At 39.0% G+C, this 14720-nt stretch carries 14 protein-coding genes; 5 read left to right on the forward strand and 9 right to left on the reverse strand.

The features are described from left to right. Positions 1 to 202: 202 nt before the first annotated feature. Positions 203 to 1057 carry a bifunctional methylenetetrahydrofolate dehydrogenase/methenyltetrahydrofolate cyclohydrolase FolD gene (folD, locus tag CWC11_RS12375; RefSeq protein WP_138682929.1) on the forward strand — a complete coding sequence of 285 codons (855 nt, stop codon included), beginning with the start codon at positions 203 to 205 and terminating at the stop codon, positions 1055 to 1057. 100 nt (positions 1058 to 1157) lie between these two features. Here the strand turns inward: folD and cysS are convergent, their stop codons facing one another. Continuing rightward, positions 1158 to 2537, reverse strand: a complete 1380-nt coding sequence (cysS, locus tag CWC11_RS12380; protein ID WP_138682930.1) for a cysteine--tRNA ligase — start codon at positions 2535 to 2537, stop codon at positions 1158 to 1160. Between the two features lie 132 nt (positions 2538 to 2669). On the opposite strand from cysS, the gene CWC11_RS12385 reads away from it, so the two are divergent. The 3 genes from CWC11_RS12385 (at position 2670) to CWC11_RS12395 (ending at position 4841) form a co-directional block, all read left to right on the forward strand. Then, positions 2670 to 3161: a peptidylprolyl isomerase gene (locus CWC11_RS12385; protein WP_058548414.1), complete on the forward strand. Its 492-nt coding sequence runs from the start codon at positions 2670 to 2672 to the stop codon at positions 3159 to 3161. 89 nt (positions 3162 to 3250) lie between these two features. Then, complete coding sequence (locus CWC11_RS12390; protein ID WP_138682931.1) at positions 3251 to 3988, forward strand: UDP-2,3-diacylglucosamine diphosphatase; 738 nt, start codon at positions 3251 to 3253, stop codon at positions 3986 to 3988. A gap of 55 nt (positions 3989 to 4043) precedes the next feature. Then, positions 4044 to 4841 (forward strand): substrate-binding periplasmic protein, encoded by a 798-nt coding sequence (locus CWC11_RS12395; RefSeq protein ID WP_138682932.1) that lies wholly within the window; start codon positions 4044 to 4046, stop codon positions 4839 to 4841. Between the two features lie 292 nt (positions 4842 to 5133). Here the strand turns inward: CWC11_RS12395 and miaE are convergent, their stop codons facing one another. Then, on the reverse strand, positions 5134 to 5901 hold the full coding sequence (miaE, locus tag CWC11_RS12400; protein WP_138682933.1) for a tRNA isopentenyl-2-thiomethyl-A-37 hydroxylase MiaE: 768 nt from the start codon (positions 5899 to 5901) through the stop codon (positions 5134 to 5136). 214 nt (positions 5902 to 6115) lie between these two features. Here miaE and CWC11_RS12405 point away from each other — a divergent pair, with 214 nt between their 5' ends. Continuing rightward, a complete protein-coding gene (locus tag CWC11_RS12405; RefSeq protein WP_058548418.1) occupies positions 6116 to 6715 on the forward strand; it encodes a Yip1 family protein in 600 nt (199 codons plus the stop codon). Positions 6716 to 6819: 104 nt separating this feature from the next. On the opposite strand, the gene purF is transcribed toward CWC11_RS12405, so the two are convergent. From purF to CWC11_RS12440, 7 genes are all read right to left on the reverse strand, one after another. Continuing rightward, positions 6820 to 8346: an amidophosphoribosyltransferase gene (gene purF / locus CWC11_RS12410; RefSeq protein ID WP_058548419.1), complete on the reverse strand. Its 1527-nt coding sequence runs from the start codon at positions 8344 to 8346 to the stop codon at positions 6820 to 6822. A gap of 18 nt (positions 8347 to 8364) precedes the next feature. Beyond that, entirely contained in the window at positions 8365 to 8859 is a 495-nt protein-coding gene (locus tag CWC11_RS12415; protein ID WP_058548420.1) for a CvpA family protein, read from the reverse strand. 194 nt (positions 8860 to 9053) lie between these two features. Next, positions 9054 to 9695, reverse strand: a complete 642-nt coding sequence (locus tag CWC11_RS12420; RefSeq protein ID WP_138682934.1) for an SPOR domain-containing protein — start codon at positions 9693 to 9695, stop codon at positions 9054 to 9056. 11 nt (positions 9696 to 9706) lie between these two features. After that, positions 9707 to 10972 carry a bifunctional tetrahydrofolate synthase/dihydrofolate synthase gene (folC, locus tag CWC11_RS12425; RefSeq protein WP_138682935.1) on the reverse strand — a complete coding sequence of 422 codons (1266 nt, stop codon included), beginning with the start codon at positions 10970 to 10972 and terminating at the stop codon, positions 9707 to 9709. 25 nt (positions 10973 to 10997) lie between these two features. Continuing rightward, positions 10998 to 11873 (reverse strand): acetyl-CoA carboxylase, carboxyltransferase subunit beta, encoded by an 876-nt coding sequence (gene accD / locus CWC11_RS12430; protein ID WP_138682936.1) that lies wholly within the window; start codon positions 11871 to 11873, stop codon positions 10998 to 11000. A gap of 155 nt (positions 11874 to 12028) precedes the next feature. Continuing rightward, complete coding sequence (truA, locus tag CWC11_RS12435; RefSeq protein WP_138682937.1) at positions 12029 to 12823, reverse strand: tRNA pseudouridine(38-40) synthase TruA; 795 nt, start codon at positions 12821 to 12823, stop codon at positions 12029 to 12031. Between the two features lie 146 nt (positions 12824 to 12969). Further along, positions 12970 to 14720: FimV/HubP family polar landmark protein (locus CWC11_RS12440; RefSeq protein ID WP_283241008.1), on the reverse strand; the 1751-nt coding region annotated here is incomplete at its 5' end.

Consider the following 14720-nt stretch of genomic DNA (forward strand, 5'->3'; position numbering starts at 1 on the left):
AATTTAAACTCTTTTTACGCTTCTTACGTTTTATAGCTTAAAAGCACCTTGGCGCTTTGGTGCTTTTCTGCGAAAATAGCCTCTATATTAAAAAGTGATAATTTAAAGAATAGATTCTTTAAAGGCATTACTACCCCTATTTTATGCATTCACTTTTTAAAGTATCGGAATCAAGTTAATTAACCCTAATTAAAGGTCACCCATGACGGCAAACATCATTGATGGTAAAGCAATCGCAAAACAAGTACGTAGTGCAGTAGCAGAACGTGTATCTGAACGTGTTAAAAATGGTTTACGTGCACCAGGACTCGCAGTAGTACTTGTAGGACAAGATCCTGCAAGCCAAGTTTATGTTGGTTCAAAACGCAAAGCCTGTGAAGAAGTTGGTTTTATTTCAAAATCTTTTGATTTACCAGCAGACGCTACTGAACAAGCGCTTTTAGATTTAATTGATGAGTTAAATAATGATGCTGAAGTAGACGGTATCTTAGTTCAATTACCGTTGCCACAAGGCCTAGACGCTGAAAAGATTTTAGAGCGCATCACGCCACACAAAGACGTTGATGGTTTCCACCCTTATAATATAGGTCGTTTAGCGCAGCGCATGCCAGCGCTTCGTCCTTGTACTCCAAAGGGCATTATTACCTTACTTGATTCAACAGGTGTGCGTTATAAAGGGATGCACGCGGTTGTGGTTGGTGCATCTAATATAGTTGGCCGCCCAATGTCGCTTGAGTTATTACTGGCAGGTTGTACTACAACGGTATGTCATAAATTTACACAAGATTTAGAAACACACGTTCGCCGTGCTGACTTATTAGTAGTTGCTGTTGGCAAGCCTGAGTTTATCCCTGGTGATTGGGTTAAAGAAGGAGCAATAGTTATTGATGTAGGTATAAACCGCTTAGATACCGGTAAATTAGTGGGCGATGTTCAATACAGTGTTGCTGAGCAAAAAGCTGACTTTATAACACCTGTACCTGGCGGCGTTGGCCCAATGACAGTAGCAAGCTTAATTGAAAACACATTAGAAGCATGTGAAAAATACCACAGCTAAAATTACTTAATATAATTAATATATTAACTAAAATGCAGATTAAATTAAGAGGGTTGCCAATTGGCAACCCTCTTTAGTTTAAAGCTATTTTTTAAAACATTTACGCTTTACGCCACGTTGTTTTACCGGCTGAATCTTCAAGTATTACACCTAATGCATTAAGCGCATCACGTGCTTCATCAGCAGCAGCCCAGTCTTTACTCGCACGTGCTTCATTACGCTTTACTATTAAGGCTTCAATCGTTGCAACTTCATCATCATCTTGCCCGCCTTGTAAAAAAGCCTCAGGTGCTTGTTGAGCAACCCCTAGCACTTCACCAAGGCTGCGCAGTATAAACGCTAACTTACCAGCTTGACCTGTATCAGTATCTTTAACGCGGTTTAACTCTTTTGCAAGTTCGAACAACACAGGTAGTGCTTCTGGTGTATTAAAGTCATCATTCATTGCTTTTCTAAACTTGGCAACAAACTCATTGCCTTCTAAATCGCATTCTACCGGCTCTACGTCACGGAGCGCTGTGTAAATACGCTCAAGAGACGAACGTGCTTGATCTAAATTCTCTTGCGAGTAATTTAATTGGCTGCGGTAATGACCCGATATTAAAAAGTAACGAACAGATTCAGCATCGTAAGCTTTTAATACTTCACGTACAGTAAAAAAGTTATCTAAAGATTTAGACATTTTTTCTTTGTTAACTTGCACCATACCTGTGTGGATCCACGTATTTACGTATTTACCATTATTTGCACAGCACGATTGAGCAATTTCGTTTTCATGATGTGGAAACTGTAAATCAGAACCACCACCGTGAATATCAAAATGCTCACCTAGATGTTTTGAGCTCATTGCTGAACACTCTATGTGCCAACCAGGGCGCCCTTCTCCCCATGGAGATGACCAAGATGGCTCCCCTGCTTTGGCTTTTTTCCATAAAACAAAGTCAAATGGGTCGTCTTTGTCTTGAGCCACCTCAACACGTGAGCCTGATTGAAGCATTGTTAAATCTTGCTGAGATAGCGCGCCATATTGCTCAAACGTTGAAACATCAAATAATACATCGCCATCAGACGCTACATACGCATGGCCTTTAGCAACTAAACGCTCAACCATTTCGATAATTTCATCCATGTGGCCTGTTACTGTTGGCTCAACATCCGGACGTAACATGTTCAAACTATCGAAATCTTCATGCATTGCTTTGGTCATACGAAGTGTTAAATCGTTTATTGATTCGCCGTTTTCATTTGCACGTTTAATTATTTTATCGTCAACATCGGTAATATTACGTACGTATTTTAAATCGTAGCCAATATGGCGAAGGTAACGGACTATTACGTCAAACCCAACAAATGTACGCGCATGACCTATGTGACAGTAATCATAAATGGTGATACCACACACATACATGTCGATTTTTCCTTCGACCATAGGTTTAAATTGTTCTTTTTGTCGCGTGAGTGTGTTGTATATTTGTACCATTTAGTTGGTGTCCTTCACTGTTATCAAGAAAATGTATGTTACCACTTGCAAAGCATGGGCTCTAGCGCTTTGTTAATCTTAGCTAACTAAGATAAAATAGCGCGACTATTTAAACCAGATATAGGAAACCTCATGGTTGTTCTACACACAAACTTTGGTGACATCACCATTAAAATGCACGAAGCGGAAGCACCAAACACAGTTAAAAACTTTTTAGAGTATGCAAATGCTGGTTTTTACAACGGTACAATTTTTCACCGTGTAATTGATGGCTTTATGGTTCAAGGCGGTGGTTTTGTTCCAGGTATGGAGCAAAAAGACGTTAACGATCCGATTCAAAACGAAGCTAACAACGGCCTATCTAATAAAGTAGGTACTTTAGCAATGGCACGTACTCCTGATCCTCATTCAGCTACTGCACAGTTTTTTATTAACGTTAACAACAACGATTTCTTAAACCACAGCAGCGAAACATCTCAAGGCTGGGGTTATTGTGTGTTTGCTGAAGTAGTTGAAGGCATGGACATTGTAGAAAAAATTAAAGGTGTAGCTACAGGTAGCAACGGTTTTCACCAAGACGTGCCTCTTGAAGACGTGATCATCGAAAGCGTGACTGTTAGCTAATAGTACGTTTACCCACGTAATGTGGAGTATCAGCGGGTGTTTATGCAATATGCATAGGCCCGCTTTATTTATATCGAAAAGACATCCCTATGACTCGTAAGACATACTTTATTGCTGATTTACATTTAAGTGAAAACAGACCTGATATTAGCGCTGCTTTTTTTAAATTTTTAGAATCTAATATTCTAAATCAAGACGTTGATGCGCTTTATATTTTAGGTGACTTTTTTGAAGTATGGGTAGGTGATGACTACGTCACTGAACTTGCAAGCGACGTAGCTAAGCATTTAAAAGCTGTGAGTAATGCAGGTACACCAGTATATTTTATACATGGCAACCGCGACTTTATTATGCGAGAGCAATATGCAAACTTAGCTGGCATGACACTTTTAAGCGAACAAGCCGTGATTGATTTATACGGGACACCGACCGTTATTTTACATGGCGATGAAATGTGTACTCAAGATACTGAATATCAAAAATTCCGTAAAAAAAGTCGAGGTTGGTGGTGGCCTAAACTTATGCTAGCTATGCCGCTTTGGTATAGAAAAAAAATAGCCCGCAACGCACGTGAAAAAAGTAAATTAAGCCAAGCCGACAAGCCAATAGAAATTTTAGATGTTGTGGATGATGCGGTACTTGAAATGTTTAAAAGACATAACGTAAGTAATATGATCCACGGCCATACACATCGCCCTAACGTTCATACATACACCGTAGATGAGCAAACACTCACACGCACTGTACTTGGCGACTGGTACACGCAAGGCTCATATTTGGTGGTTACACCACAATCACAAAAATTAATTAGTACACCTTTCGCATAATTTTATTTTCTGACTATCCTTAAATGTAAAATATTTAAATAGTTAAGGATAATAAATGTTCCGTGTGCTGCTTTTTATAGTTTTAGCTTTCTATACGAATACAGCTAAAAGCGAGCAAACTTGGCATATAGTGACCGAAAATTTCCCTCCGTACTTCTCCGAAGAGTTACCAAATAATGGCTGGTTATTTGAGATAACTAAACTCGCTTTAAAAAGTCAGAACATAAATACCGAAATAGAATTTACTTCTTGGAACCGTTCTCTTAATCTTTTAGAAAAACAAAAAAAGACAGCCATTCTTGGTGCTTTTTTTTCAAAACAAAGAAGCGATATTTTTGATTACTCCCGCCCATTAGCAATTGCTCATTCAGGGCTTTTTAAACTTAAAAAAAGTGTAATTAGTTACGATGGTTCACTTGAGTCATTAGTGCCTTATAATATCTGTAAAGAGGCCGGTGACCCTATAAGCGATGATTTTTCACACGACCCCAGATTATCTCTGACCTCAACTGCTAACTTAGTTAATAGCTTATTTTTATTACAGAACGAACGAGTAGATTTGGTTGCGGGTACCAAAGAAGTAGGTGAGTATTGGATTAAGCACAGCCCTAAATTACTAAAAAGCGAAGAACAAGTAATCGAATACCTACCACCACATTTAGCAATTCATAAGCTTCATTTAATTGTATCTAAAAGTAGTCCTGACAATGACAAGCGGATTGCTCAATTTGAGGCAGGCCTTGAAGCCATTATAAAAAATGGTTCTATTGCTAAAGTATTAAAAAAGCATCACTTTAGTGATGAATACATTAAACACTATTTAAAAGCGTTTGCTAATAATTTTGAGAGCTAACTAGGGTGTTTATCTTTCTAGGTTGAATTATACCAATTTGCTTAATTAAGTGTTCTATTTTGAGGCTGGAAAAACCTGTTGGTAGCTAGGCAAAAAATTACTATTTAGTCGTTCTCGGCAATTGCTCCTGCATTACTCTACCTTCTGCATCCATGCAGTCGTAAATGAGAGCTTTTACCGTAGGAGGCGACACGTTTAGCCCCGCAAAATGATTAAGTATTATTGCAAATTGGTATTAGAACAGCATGTTTGGCTTTTAAATATAATAAGCCCTAGTAGCATTAATAAATAATTAGCTATTAGGTGTTGGCGCCCCACTATGAAACTTAAAATCATCATCTGGAGATTGGATTAGCTCAGCTTCTATTTTTGCAAAAAAATCGACGCGCTCTGTAATATCAAAATCGGCAATTTCTTGAGCTAGTGTTAAATAATCTTGGTAATGACGCGCTTCAGATCGAAGTAATGAAATATAAAAATCGCCTAAGCGTTTATCTACATGCGGAGCAAGCTTTGCAAAACGCTCACACGAGCGTGCTTCAATGTAGGCACCTACAATTAATTTATCGACTAAAGCATTTGGCTCAAATGTTTTTACGTTGCGTAGCATACCTTTAGCGTATCGACATGGCGTAATACTTTGATACTCAACCCCATACTCATCCATTATTTCGAGCACTTGATAAAAATGATGCAGCTCTTCTTTTATAAGCATAACCATTTTATCTATCAAATCTTGTCCGTAAGGAGAGTTCGATTTAGGAATAATAGACTTGGTGAGTTTATTTTTTGCAGCCAGGTCACGCCAATCACCTTCACGTTTATAAATAAGCGTTTCAAAAGGCTTAAGCCACTCAAGCAAAGCATCGCTACTTTCTTTATCTACAGCATATTTACGAATTAAAAACATCGCACTTTGCGCCGCCTTTAACTCACAAATTAAGTGATCAATTAATATCACCGATAAGTTTTCTTTTTTTACTGCCTCAATAACCCATTCATTGGGAGTTTCGCACAATAAAAAATTATTAATAGGTGCTAAAAGTTCGCTGTGTGGCACGTTGCTGCTCGTTACTTCAAAAAATAAAAATGCATTTTAACACGAAAAATTACGAAGAATAAAACTTGGTAAAACAAGACACTTAAAATGTTAATAACGAGTTAACTTGACTTTGTTTATGAACTAAACCATAAATATAGATACTGTACAAAAAACAAACTAACTATAAACAATTAAAACCAACAGTAATACGTTCCTTTTATGGAGTACCGCTATGATACTGAATCACCTTTGGGGCATTTATGCCCACCCACTCGAAGAATGGCAAACAATAGATAACCGTCACGAAAGTTTAACTTATAGCTTATCGCATATACTGCTTATTGCTTTATTTCCCTCAATTATGGGGTATTACTCATCTGTATATTTAGGGTGGAGTATAGGTACTGGTGCCCCCGTTTTTTTAACTCACGATAGTGCCCTACTCATTGCAGCTGCGATGTACATAGCATTAATTGGAGGTGTTTTTGCACTTGCCTATTTAGCACATTGGATGGCTATAACGTTTGGCGCTAAACCTACATTTACTCAAACATTAGAGCTTGCCGCTTATACAGCAACCCCTGTATTTATGTCGGCACTTGGCGCATTTTGGCCTGAACTTTGGTTTGTTGTGTGTATAGGAATACTGGCTTTGGCTTATTCTGTTTATTTACTGTATACCGGGGTGCCTATTTTGATGCACATACCTCAAGAACGGGGGTTTATTTACGCAAGCTCAGTGGTGACCTGTGGATTGATTCTGCTGGTAATAATTTTAGCAGTAACAGCAATGCTTTGGACAAATGGGATTGTAAGCCCGATGTTCACATAACCAAATCAATATGTGTTGTTTGATAGAAGTGTTCCCTTCTTTCCTTCGCAAAAAAGGAGCTATTTAGCTCCTTTTTTTTATACCTGATAATTTTTAATCAAAAATTAATCTGATTCATTTTCATCTTGATTATGAATTTCTAAATTAGCAGACATAGCGTTTTCGCGAGTGCTTTTTGCTGAGTCATTTCTTAATTTATCTATTCTGTTTAAGTAATCCTGATCTATATCGCCAGTGATGTATTGGCCATCGAAAACAGATGTTTCGAACTTTGTAATTTCAGGATTTTCTTGGCTTACTGCGGCTATTAAATCGTTTAATGATTGGAAAATTAAACCATCTGCGCTAATGCTCGTATTAATATCTTCTACTTCACGGCCGTGAGCAATAAGCTCAGCTGCCGATGGCATATCAATACCATACACATTTGGGAAACGAATTTCAGGTGCTGCCGATGCAAAGTATACGTTTTTAGCGCCGGATTCACGTGCCATTTCAACTATTTGTGCTGATGTAGTACCACGTACAATTGAGTCATCAACTAATAGTACATTTTTACCTTTAAATTCTCGGTCAATAGCGTTTAGTTTTTGACGCACTGACTTTTTACGCATTTCTTGGCCTGGCATGATAAACGTACGACCAATATAACGGTTTTTTACAAAACCTTGGCGGTAAGGCAAATCAAGCACACGAGCAATTTCTAGAGCTACATCGCACGATGTTTCAGGGATTGGGATAACTACGTCAATGTCTTTATCAGCCCACTCACGAGCAATTTTTTCACCTAGTTTAGTGCCCATATTTACGCGTGTTGCGTAAACAGACATGCGGTCGATGGTAGAGTCAGGACGAGCAAAATAAACAAATTCAAAAATACACGGAGAGTATGATGCTTTTTCTGCACAGCTTAGCGAATGAAACTCACCCGACTCTGTAACATAAATAGCTTCACCAGGTGCTACGTCTCGAATAAATTCAAAGCCATCTGGCTTTAACGCTACGCTTTCTGAAGCGAACATATATTCAGTGCCTTTTTCGGTCTCACGCTTACCAAATACTAATGGGCGAATACCGTTCGGGTCACGAAAAGCAACAATACCGTGACCGATGATCATTGCAATTGTTGCATAACCACCACTTACTTTATTGTTTACTTCGGTTACTGCTGTAAAAATATCTTCAGGGTCTAAATGTAACTTATCTGATTTGCTTAATTCATGTGCCATGATGTTAAGCAAAATTTCTGAATCTGAAGTTGTATTTACGTGACGGCGAGCTTCTGAAAATAACTGCTCTTTTAACGCTTCAGCATTTGTAAGGTTGCCATTGTGGGCAAGTGCAATACCAAATGGTGAGTTAACATAAAAAGGCTGCGCTTCAGATGAACTAGAAGAGCCTGCAGTTGGATAACGCACATGGCCAATACCAATTGTACCTTGTAGTCGCTTCATATGGCGGGTGTGAAATGCATCTTTCACAAGACCATTCGCTTTGCGTAAGCTAAACGTATTGTTCTCTATGGTAATAATACCCGCGGCATCTTGGCCTCGGTGCTGCAAAACGGTTAAGCCATCATATATCGCCTGATTTACAGGAGACGTTCCGACTATTCCAACGATACCACACATGTAATTTATCCTCGCCGATTAACGGTTTACTGAATTTAAAAAGCTAGAGTTGTTTTCGAGGTACGAAAAAAACCATTCAACAACAAAGCCAAATTCTGGAATCAAAATAGAATTGCCCCACCAGTGCGTGCTAGGTGCACCAGTAAAAGCATCAAGAAAGAAGAGTAACGCGCTCACGACCAACACGCCTCGTAGAGCACCAAACACTATGCCAAAAACACGGTCGGTACCCGATAAACCAGTACGATGTACAAGCTCACCTAAAATATAGTTTAGTAAACCGCCTAACAGTAGCGTCGCAAAGAATAATATGGCTATGGCCGCCGCATTTCTTAAAAGGGGTTCAGAAATGGTTGTTAGGAAGGAAGCTAAATATTGGTAAAATAAACTAGAGATGATAAAGGCGCCAGCCCATACCGCTAATGACATTGCTTCTTTTACAAAGCCGCGTATTAAACCGATGATGGTAGACAGTGCAATGATGCCAAGAATGGCGTAATCAACCCAGATCATAAGAACCAATTAGTCGCTAATTTGGGGCGCATTCTATACCTAAACATCGTTTGTATGCAAGTTTAAACGGGAGATTACCATGTTGGTGTTAATACAAATAATTAACATATAAAAATACACATTATGTGCACTGAAGCATTAAAAAATAATTGTCTAAAAATAAAAAAGGCTCATTAAATGAGCCTTTTAAAATATTATTTTGTCACTTCGTATTGAGTCACTTTACCATTTAGTTTGGTAAGCTTTTTCAGCTCAGGGAGCTGTTTTTGCAGCTCTGCTTTATCGAGCGATGGACCAACAAACACTTTTGTGAGTGTTCCATTTGGTGTTTTTATAGGCTTAGTAAATGTTTTAAAACCTTGAGCCTTTAACTTAGCCTGCAGCGCTTTAACATTAGCAACATGAGAAAAGCTACCTAATTGAATAACATAAGCCATGCTTGTAAGATTTTCATCACTTTTGCGAGGTGCAATAGGCTTTGCTTTAACAGGCACAACGTCTTTAACCTTTGGCTGCTCTTTTGGCTCTATAGTCGCTTCAACAAGCTTTGGTTGCTCAGCATAATCGCTCTCTGTAACCACTGGTTGCTGCTTTAAAATATCATCATCGGCAGTTATATCTTCTATTTCATCTTGCTTTAGCGGCTCTGAATCAGCTACTTTTTCGTCAATTGATTGTTGAAGATCAATTGTTTTGAACTCAGGGCTATCTGGAATAGCTTTGAAGCCTTCTTTATAGTGTACTTTTTCGCCATCTAGAATGTTAGGGATAAACACAATTGCTGCGATCACCACTATACTCGTTCCGACTAAGCGATTAATAAAACCTGAGTTCACCGATACCCTCTCTATTTTTTAAAGTAATTAATAGCGCCAGCGACTGTAAAAAACGAACCAAAAACAATCAAAACAGTGTCGTTTTTTTGCTGTGGTAAAATTTCATCTAGGGCTTCTGCAACGCTACTATAACTGTGTATATTATTAGCCTGAGAGATACTTTGAAGTGCGTTATTTAAGTTTTCTGCGCTATCTCCGCGCGGACCACCTAAACTCGCTACCGACCACTGACTTACTAAGTGGCTTACTTCTTTAAGTACACCTGCTTTATCTTTATCAGCAAGCATAGCGGCTAATGCATGAATTTTAAAGCCTTTATCTACGTAGCTTGATAACTTATTAGCTAAATAACGAGCAGATTCTGGGTTATGAGCCACATCAGTAAAAACCAAAGGCACTTCACTTAGTTGTTGAAAACGACCTTCAACGGCTAAGTTAGCTAAGCACTGCTTAATTACTTGCTCTGTAGGTAGTAGGTTTAAAACACTTAGCGTTGTTAAAGCTGTTGCAGCATTCTGACTTGGAATTGCGGGTTTAACTAGTTCTAAATCAAGCTCTTTATACTGCCAGGTAAAACTGTGCGCATTTTCTTTAAAAATAAAGTCACTGCCCGATAAAACCATATTGGCATTAATTTCATCGCCGTAATCAGTCATGGTGTGAGGTATATTTAAATCACCTATAATTGCGGGAGTGTTTTCACGAAAGATACCTGCTTTATCGTAAGCGACTAGCTCTCGGGTGTCGCCTAGATATTCTTTATGGTCTAAATCTATTGTAGTGATGACGCTGGCAAATGGTGTCACTATATTTGTTGCGTCATAACGCCCACCTAACCCCACTTCTAACAACACATAATCAACTTGGCAGCGTTTAAAAATAGCAAGAGCACCTAAGGTGCCATATTCAAAATAAGTAAGCTGTGTGTCTTTACGCCCTTGTTCTAACAAATGAAATGCATCTACATGATATTGATCATCAAGTTCTTGAGCATTTATGCGAACTCGTTCGTTATAGCGTATTAAGTGAGGTGAGGCGTATGTGCCAACAGAAAAGCCTTGAGCAAGTAATAAAGACTCTAAACAACGCGCTGTTGTGCCCTTGCCATTTGTGCCTGCAATTAAAATAATTTTGCTAGGGGAGTTTAAAAGACCAATGTTATTGGCAACACTGGCAACGCGTTCAAGGCCCATTTCTATATTGGCCGGATGAACACTTTCTAAATAACAAAGCCAATCATCAAGGCTTGATGATTGGCTAGGGATTGTTTTTGTCATAGCGTGTAATCAGTAAAGCTGAAATTTACGCTACTCTATGCTCTTGTTCAGTAGAAGGCAAGTTCATAAATTTAGCTAAAATACGCGCTAAGGTATCGCGCATTTCACGGCGGTCGATAATCATATCAATTGCACCGTGTTCTAGTAAAAATTCACTACGCTGGAAACCCTCTGGTAGCGTTTCACGAACAGTTTGCTCAATAACACGAGGGCCCGCAAAACCAATTAAAGCCTTTGGCTCTGCAACGTTAATGTCGCCTAGCATTGCTAAAGATGCTGATACGCCGCCCATCGTTGGGTCAGTCATTACAGAAATAAATGGTAAACCTTTTTCGCTCATTTTAGCAAGAGCGGCACTTGTTTTAGCCATTTGCATAAGCGACATTAGCGCTTCTTGCATACGTGCTCCACCTGAAGCCGAAAAACAAATGAGCGGCATGTTATGCTCTAAACATTCATCTACAGCGTCTACAAAGCGTGCACCTACCACAGATGCCATAGAGCCACCCATGAACGAAAATTCAAAGGCTACAGCTGCTATAGGTACGCCTTTTAAGCGCCCTTTCATGGCAACTAGAGCGTCTTTTTCACCACTTGCTTTTTGAGCTGCGCTAATGCGGTCTGAGTACTTTTTAGAATCTTTAAACTTAAGTATATCTTTAGGCTCATGTTGTGTACCAAGCTCAACACGATCAGCTTCATCTAAAAAGCTTTCAAGGCGCTTACGGCCACTTACACGCATGTGATGAGAACATTTAGGACATACATTTAATGACTTTTCTAACTCAGCTTTATATAAAATTGAGTCACATGATGTACATTTAGCCCAAACACCTTCTGGGATTTCTTTACGACCTGATGATTTTGTCGTTTTTGGTAAGATTTTTTCTAGCCAACTCATTTGCAACTCTCTTAATGCTGTTCTGTGTCGCGAGCCTGCAAGTAATAACTCACAGACAAATTTTTTCAATTAAAACATGAATTACACTAACACGGTATAAAAAACTGGTCTTAGTAGTTGCTGCTACTTAGTAAATAGCTAAAAGCCGATGCTGATTAAATATCAACATCAGGCAAAAATAAAGGCCCTAATGGCGTTTTAGGTACATTAAATTGTTCAGGGTAGTCAACATCAACTAAATATAAACCTGCGGCTTTTGCAGTGGCGCTAGCTTTTGCTCGCTCCTTAACATCTAAAAGCTCTTTTAGCCATACAGGCTCATGCTTGTGCAAACCAATATCCATAAGGCAACCAGTAATATTACGCACCATATGATGTAAAAAAGCATTCGCTTTTATATCTATAATAACGTAATCACCTTGACGCTGTACCGATAAGTGATGAATTGTACGTGTTGCCGTATTTGCTTGGCAATGCAACGCTCTAAAAGAGGTAAAGTCGTGCTCACCTATTAAATACTGGCAAGCTTGCTGCATTTTAGTTTCATCTAAATGATGATGAAAGTGCGTAACACCTTCGTTTAATACAGCTCCACGAAACGGATAATTATAAATAACATAACGATAACGACGAGCGGTTGCACTAAAGCGAGCATGAAAGTCATCAGAAACTGGCTGAGCAAAGCGAATAGCGATATCTTTGGGCATTAACGTATTCATGCCTAAAGTAAATGCAACCATATCGCGCTGAGCATCAGTATCAAAATGTATTACTTGGCCTGTTCCATGAACGCCAGCATCTGTGCGCCCCGCACAGGTAACTTCTACAGGATGATTACAAATACGCGACAACGCCTTTTCAACTTCTTGTTGTACACTATTTACATGTGATTGACGCTGCCAACCACTGTAACGTGCGCCATTGTATTCAACTCCAAGTGCTACTCGCATAATTACTGCTTTACCTACTGTACTAATGAACGGGGCATTTTATGCTATCTCGCGATGCAATAAAAGCCAGTGTGTTGTGATCCAATAAATACCTACAAAAAAACCGCAATAAATTCCTTATTGCGGTTTTTATAATGCCTAAAAAACTACTTTAGTTTTGCTTTTAAACTAAGTGCTTCTTCTTGAACATCCTCAGGGCCTTTGTCGATAACCTCATCAATCACATTTAATGCAGAGTCAAAGTCGTCGATTTCAATGTATGCACGAGCAAGGTCTAGCTTGGCAGAGTACCCACCGCTTTCAGCATCTACATCAGTTGGGTTATCACCTGCTAATAATGCGTCAAACTCGCTCAAACCTACATCCATATTTACATCGTTATATGGTTCGTGTTCAAGTTCAGCATCGTCACTTTGCTCAAGCAACGAGTCTATATCAACGAAGGCATCCTCTACTGACGTATCTACTTCATTAATTTGCGCATTTTGAGGTTTATCCACGCCTGAATTTTCGACTAAGTCTTCGCTTAATAAGCTATCAAAATCGACATCAAAATCACTGCAATCATCAACATTTAGTTCTTCTGGCTGTGCTAATTCATTTAGTAATGAATCAAAGTCAGTTTGTGTTAAATCAGCCATAAACTCTTCATCGAGTTCATCATCTGAAATAACATTGTTTTGATCAGTAGTATTCGTTTGCGTTAGTTGCGCTTCTCGCTCCGCGTTTGTTTGCGGTGTCAACTCATCAGTAAAGGCTTGTTCGAGTAAACTATCCTCTGTCGTCTGCGTTAGAACATCATCTAATTTTTCTGGTTCAACAGGCAGCTCGTCTATGGTTTCTGGGCTATCAGGTTCAGCTAAAACTTCGTTATCAAGCTCTAGCTCATTTAAAGCCTCTAAATCGTCGTCAAAATCAGAGAAATCATTTTCAATTAATAGTTCATTATCAAAGTCATCATCTAAAGAATTTAAATCAACATCTTGAGAAAGCGCATTTGCTAAATCTTGCTCAGTTTGGCTAGCCGACAGTGGTGTATGTTCAGTTGTGTCAGCGTCTTCTAGCAGTTCAGAGTTATTTAATTCCTCATGTTCTAAAGGTGACTGAGTATCTGCTTGTTCAGGTAACTCTATATCTTCAAGCTCTTCAAGTAAGCTATCAATATTTTCATTTTCTAACTCGCTTGGGTTTAATTCATCATTTAATAAATCTGCCTGCTCTTTAGCATCAACATCCAACGCTTGCTCATTGTCAGAGGTTAATTCAGTAAAGTCATTATCAATTAAAAGTTCATCATCAAAATCATCTTCTAGGCTATCTAGATCAATGTCACCAATTAGTGAGCTAGCTAAGTCTTGTTCAGCCTGACTTGGCGACATGCCTTTAGCATCGCCGTCCAGAGAATCTCCTTGTAGCTCCTCAGGAACAAACGAAGGCTCATCTTCGATAGGTTGCGAATCATCCAATTCTAATTCAGGGTATTCATCAAGCTCTTCACTAGGAGTTACTAATTCATCTTCCTGGCTTTCATCATCTTGCGTCAGATCAGCTTCATCAGCCGCAAGTGGATCGTCACCTAGGTCGACTTCAATCTCCTCCATGTCATCATCAAGCTCGTCTAAAGACCAATCCGGCGTTTCTACGTAATCATCATCTGTTGCTTGTTGTAACTCATTTAAAAGTTCATCTACGCTTTTTAGTGTGTCGTCAGTGTATTCTTCAAGCGAATCTTCTGGGTCTAAAAGCGATTGTGATATATCAGTAAAATCATCCGCAGATTCAGACTCTTCTTCAAGCTCTTGCTCTGGTTCTTCTATAAGTTCCGGGTCTGGCTCTTCTACAAGCTCTGGCTTTTGTTCAAGCACTGGCTCTTCTTCAAGCTCTGGCTCTTCTACAA

This window comes from Pseudoalteromonas sp. S3178, assembly GCF_005886985.1.
Lineage (GTDB): Bacteria > Pseudomonadota > Gammaproteobacteria > Enterobacterales > Alteromonadaceae > Pseudoalteromonas > Pseudoalteromonas carrageenovora.

Coding starts and splice junctions, on each gene's coding strand:
- CWC11_RS12415 (WP_058548420.1), bottom strand. CDS start 8,859: ATGATCTGGGTTGATTACGCCATTCTTGGCATCATTGCACTGTCTACC.
- purF (WP_058548419.1), bottom strand. CDS start 8,346: ATGTGTGGTATCGTTGGAATAGTCGGAACGTCTCCTGTAAATCAGGCG.
- cysS (WP_138682930.1), bottom strand. CDS start 2,537: ATGGTACAAATATACAACACACTCACGCGACAAAAAGAACAATTTAAA.
- accD (WP_138682936.1), bottom strand. CDS start 11,873: ATGAGTTGGCTAGAAAAAATCTTACCAAAAACGACAAAATCATCAGGT.
- CWC11_RS12390 (WP_138682931.1), top strand. CDS start 3,251: ATGACTCGTAAGACATACTTTATTGCTGATTTACATTTAAGTGAAAAC.
- truA (WP_138682937.1), bottom strand. CDS start 12,823: ATGCGAGTAGCACTTGGAGTTGAATACAATGGCGCACGTTACAGTGGT.
- CWC11_RS12395 (WP_138682932.1), top strand. CDS start 4,044: ATGTTCCGTGTGCTGCTTTTTATAGTTTTAGCTTTCTATACGAATACA.
- CWC11_RS12385 (WP_058548414.1), top strand. CDS start 2,670: ATGGTTGTTCTACACACAAACTTTGGTGACATCACCATTAAAATGCAC.
- folC (WP_138682935.1), bottom strand. CDS start 10,972: ATGACAAAAACAATCCCTAGCCAATCATCAAGCCTTGATGATTGGCTT.
- folD (WP_138682929.1), top strand. CDS start 203: ATGACGGCAAACATCATTGATGGTAAAGCAATCGCAAAACAAGTACGT.
- CWC11_RS12405 (WP_058548418.1), top strand. CDS start 6,116: ATGATACTGAATCACCTTTGGGGCATTTATGCCCACCCACTCGAAGAA.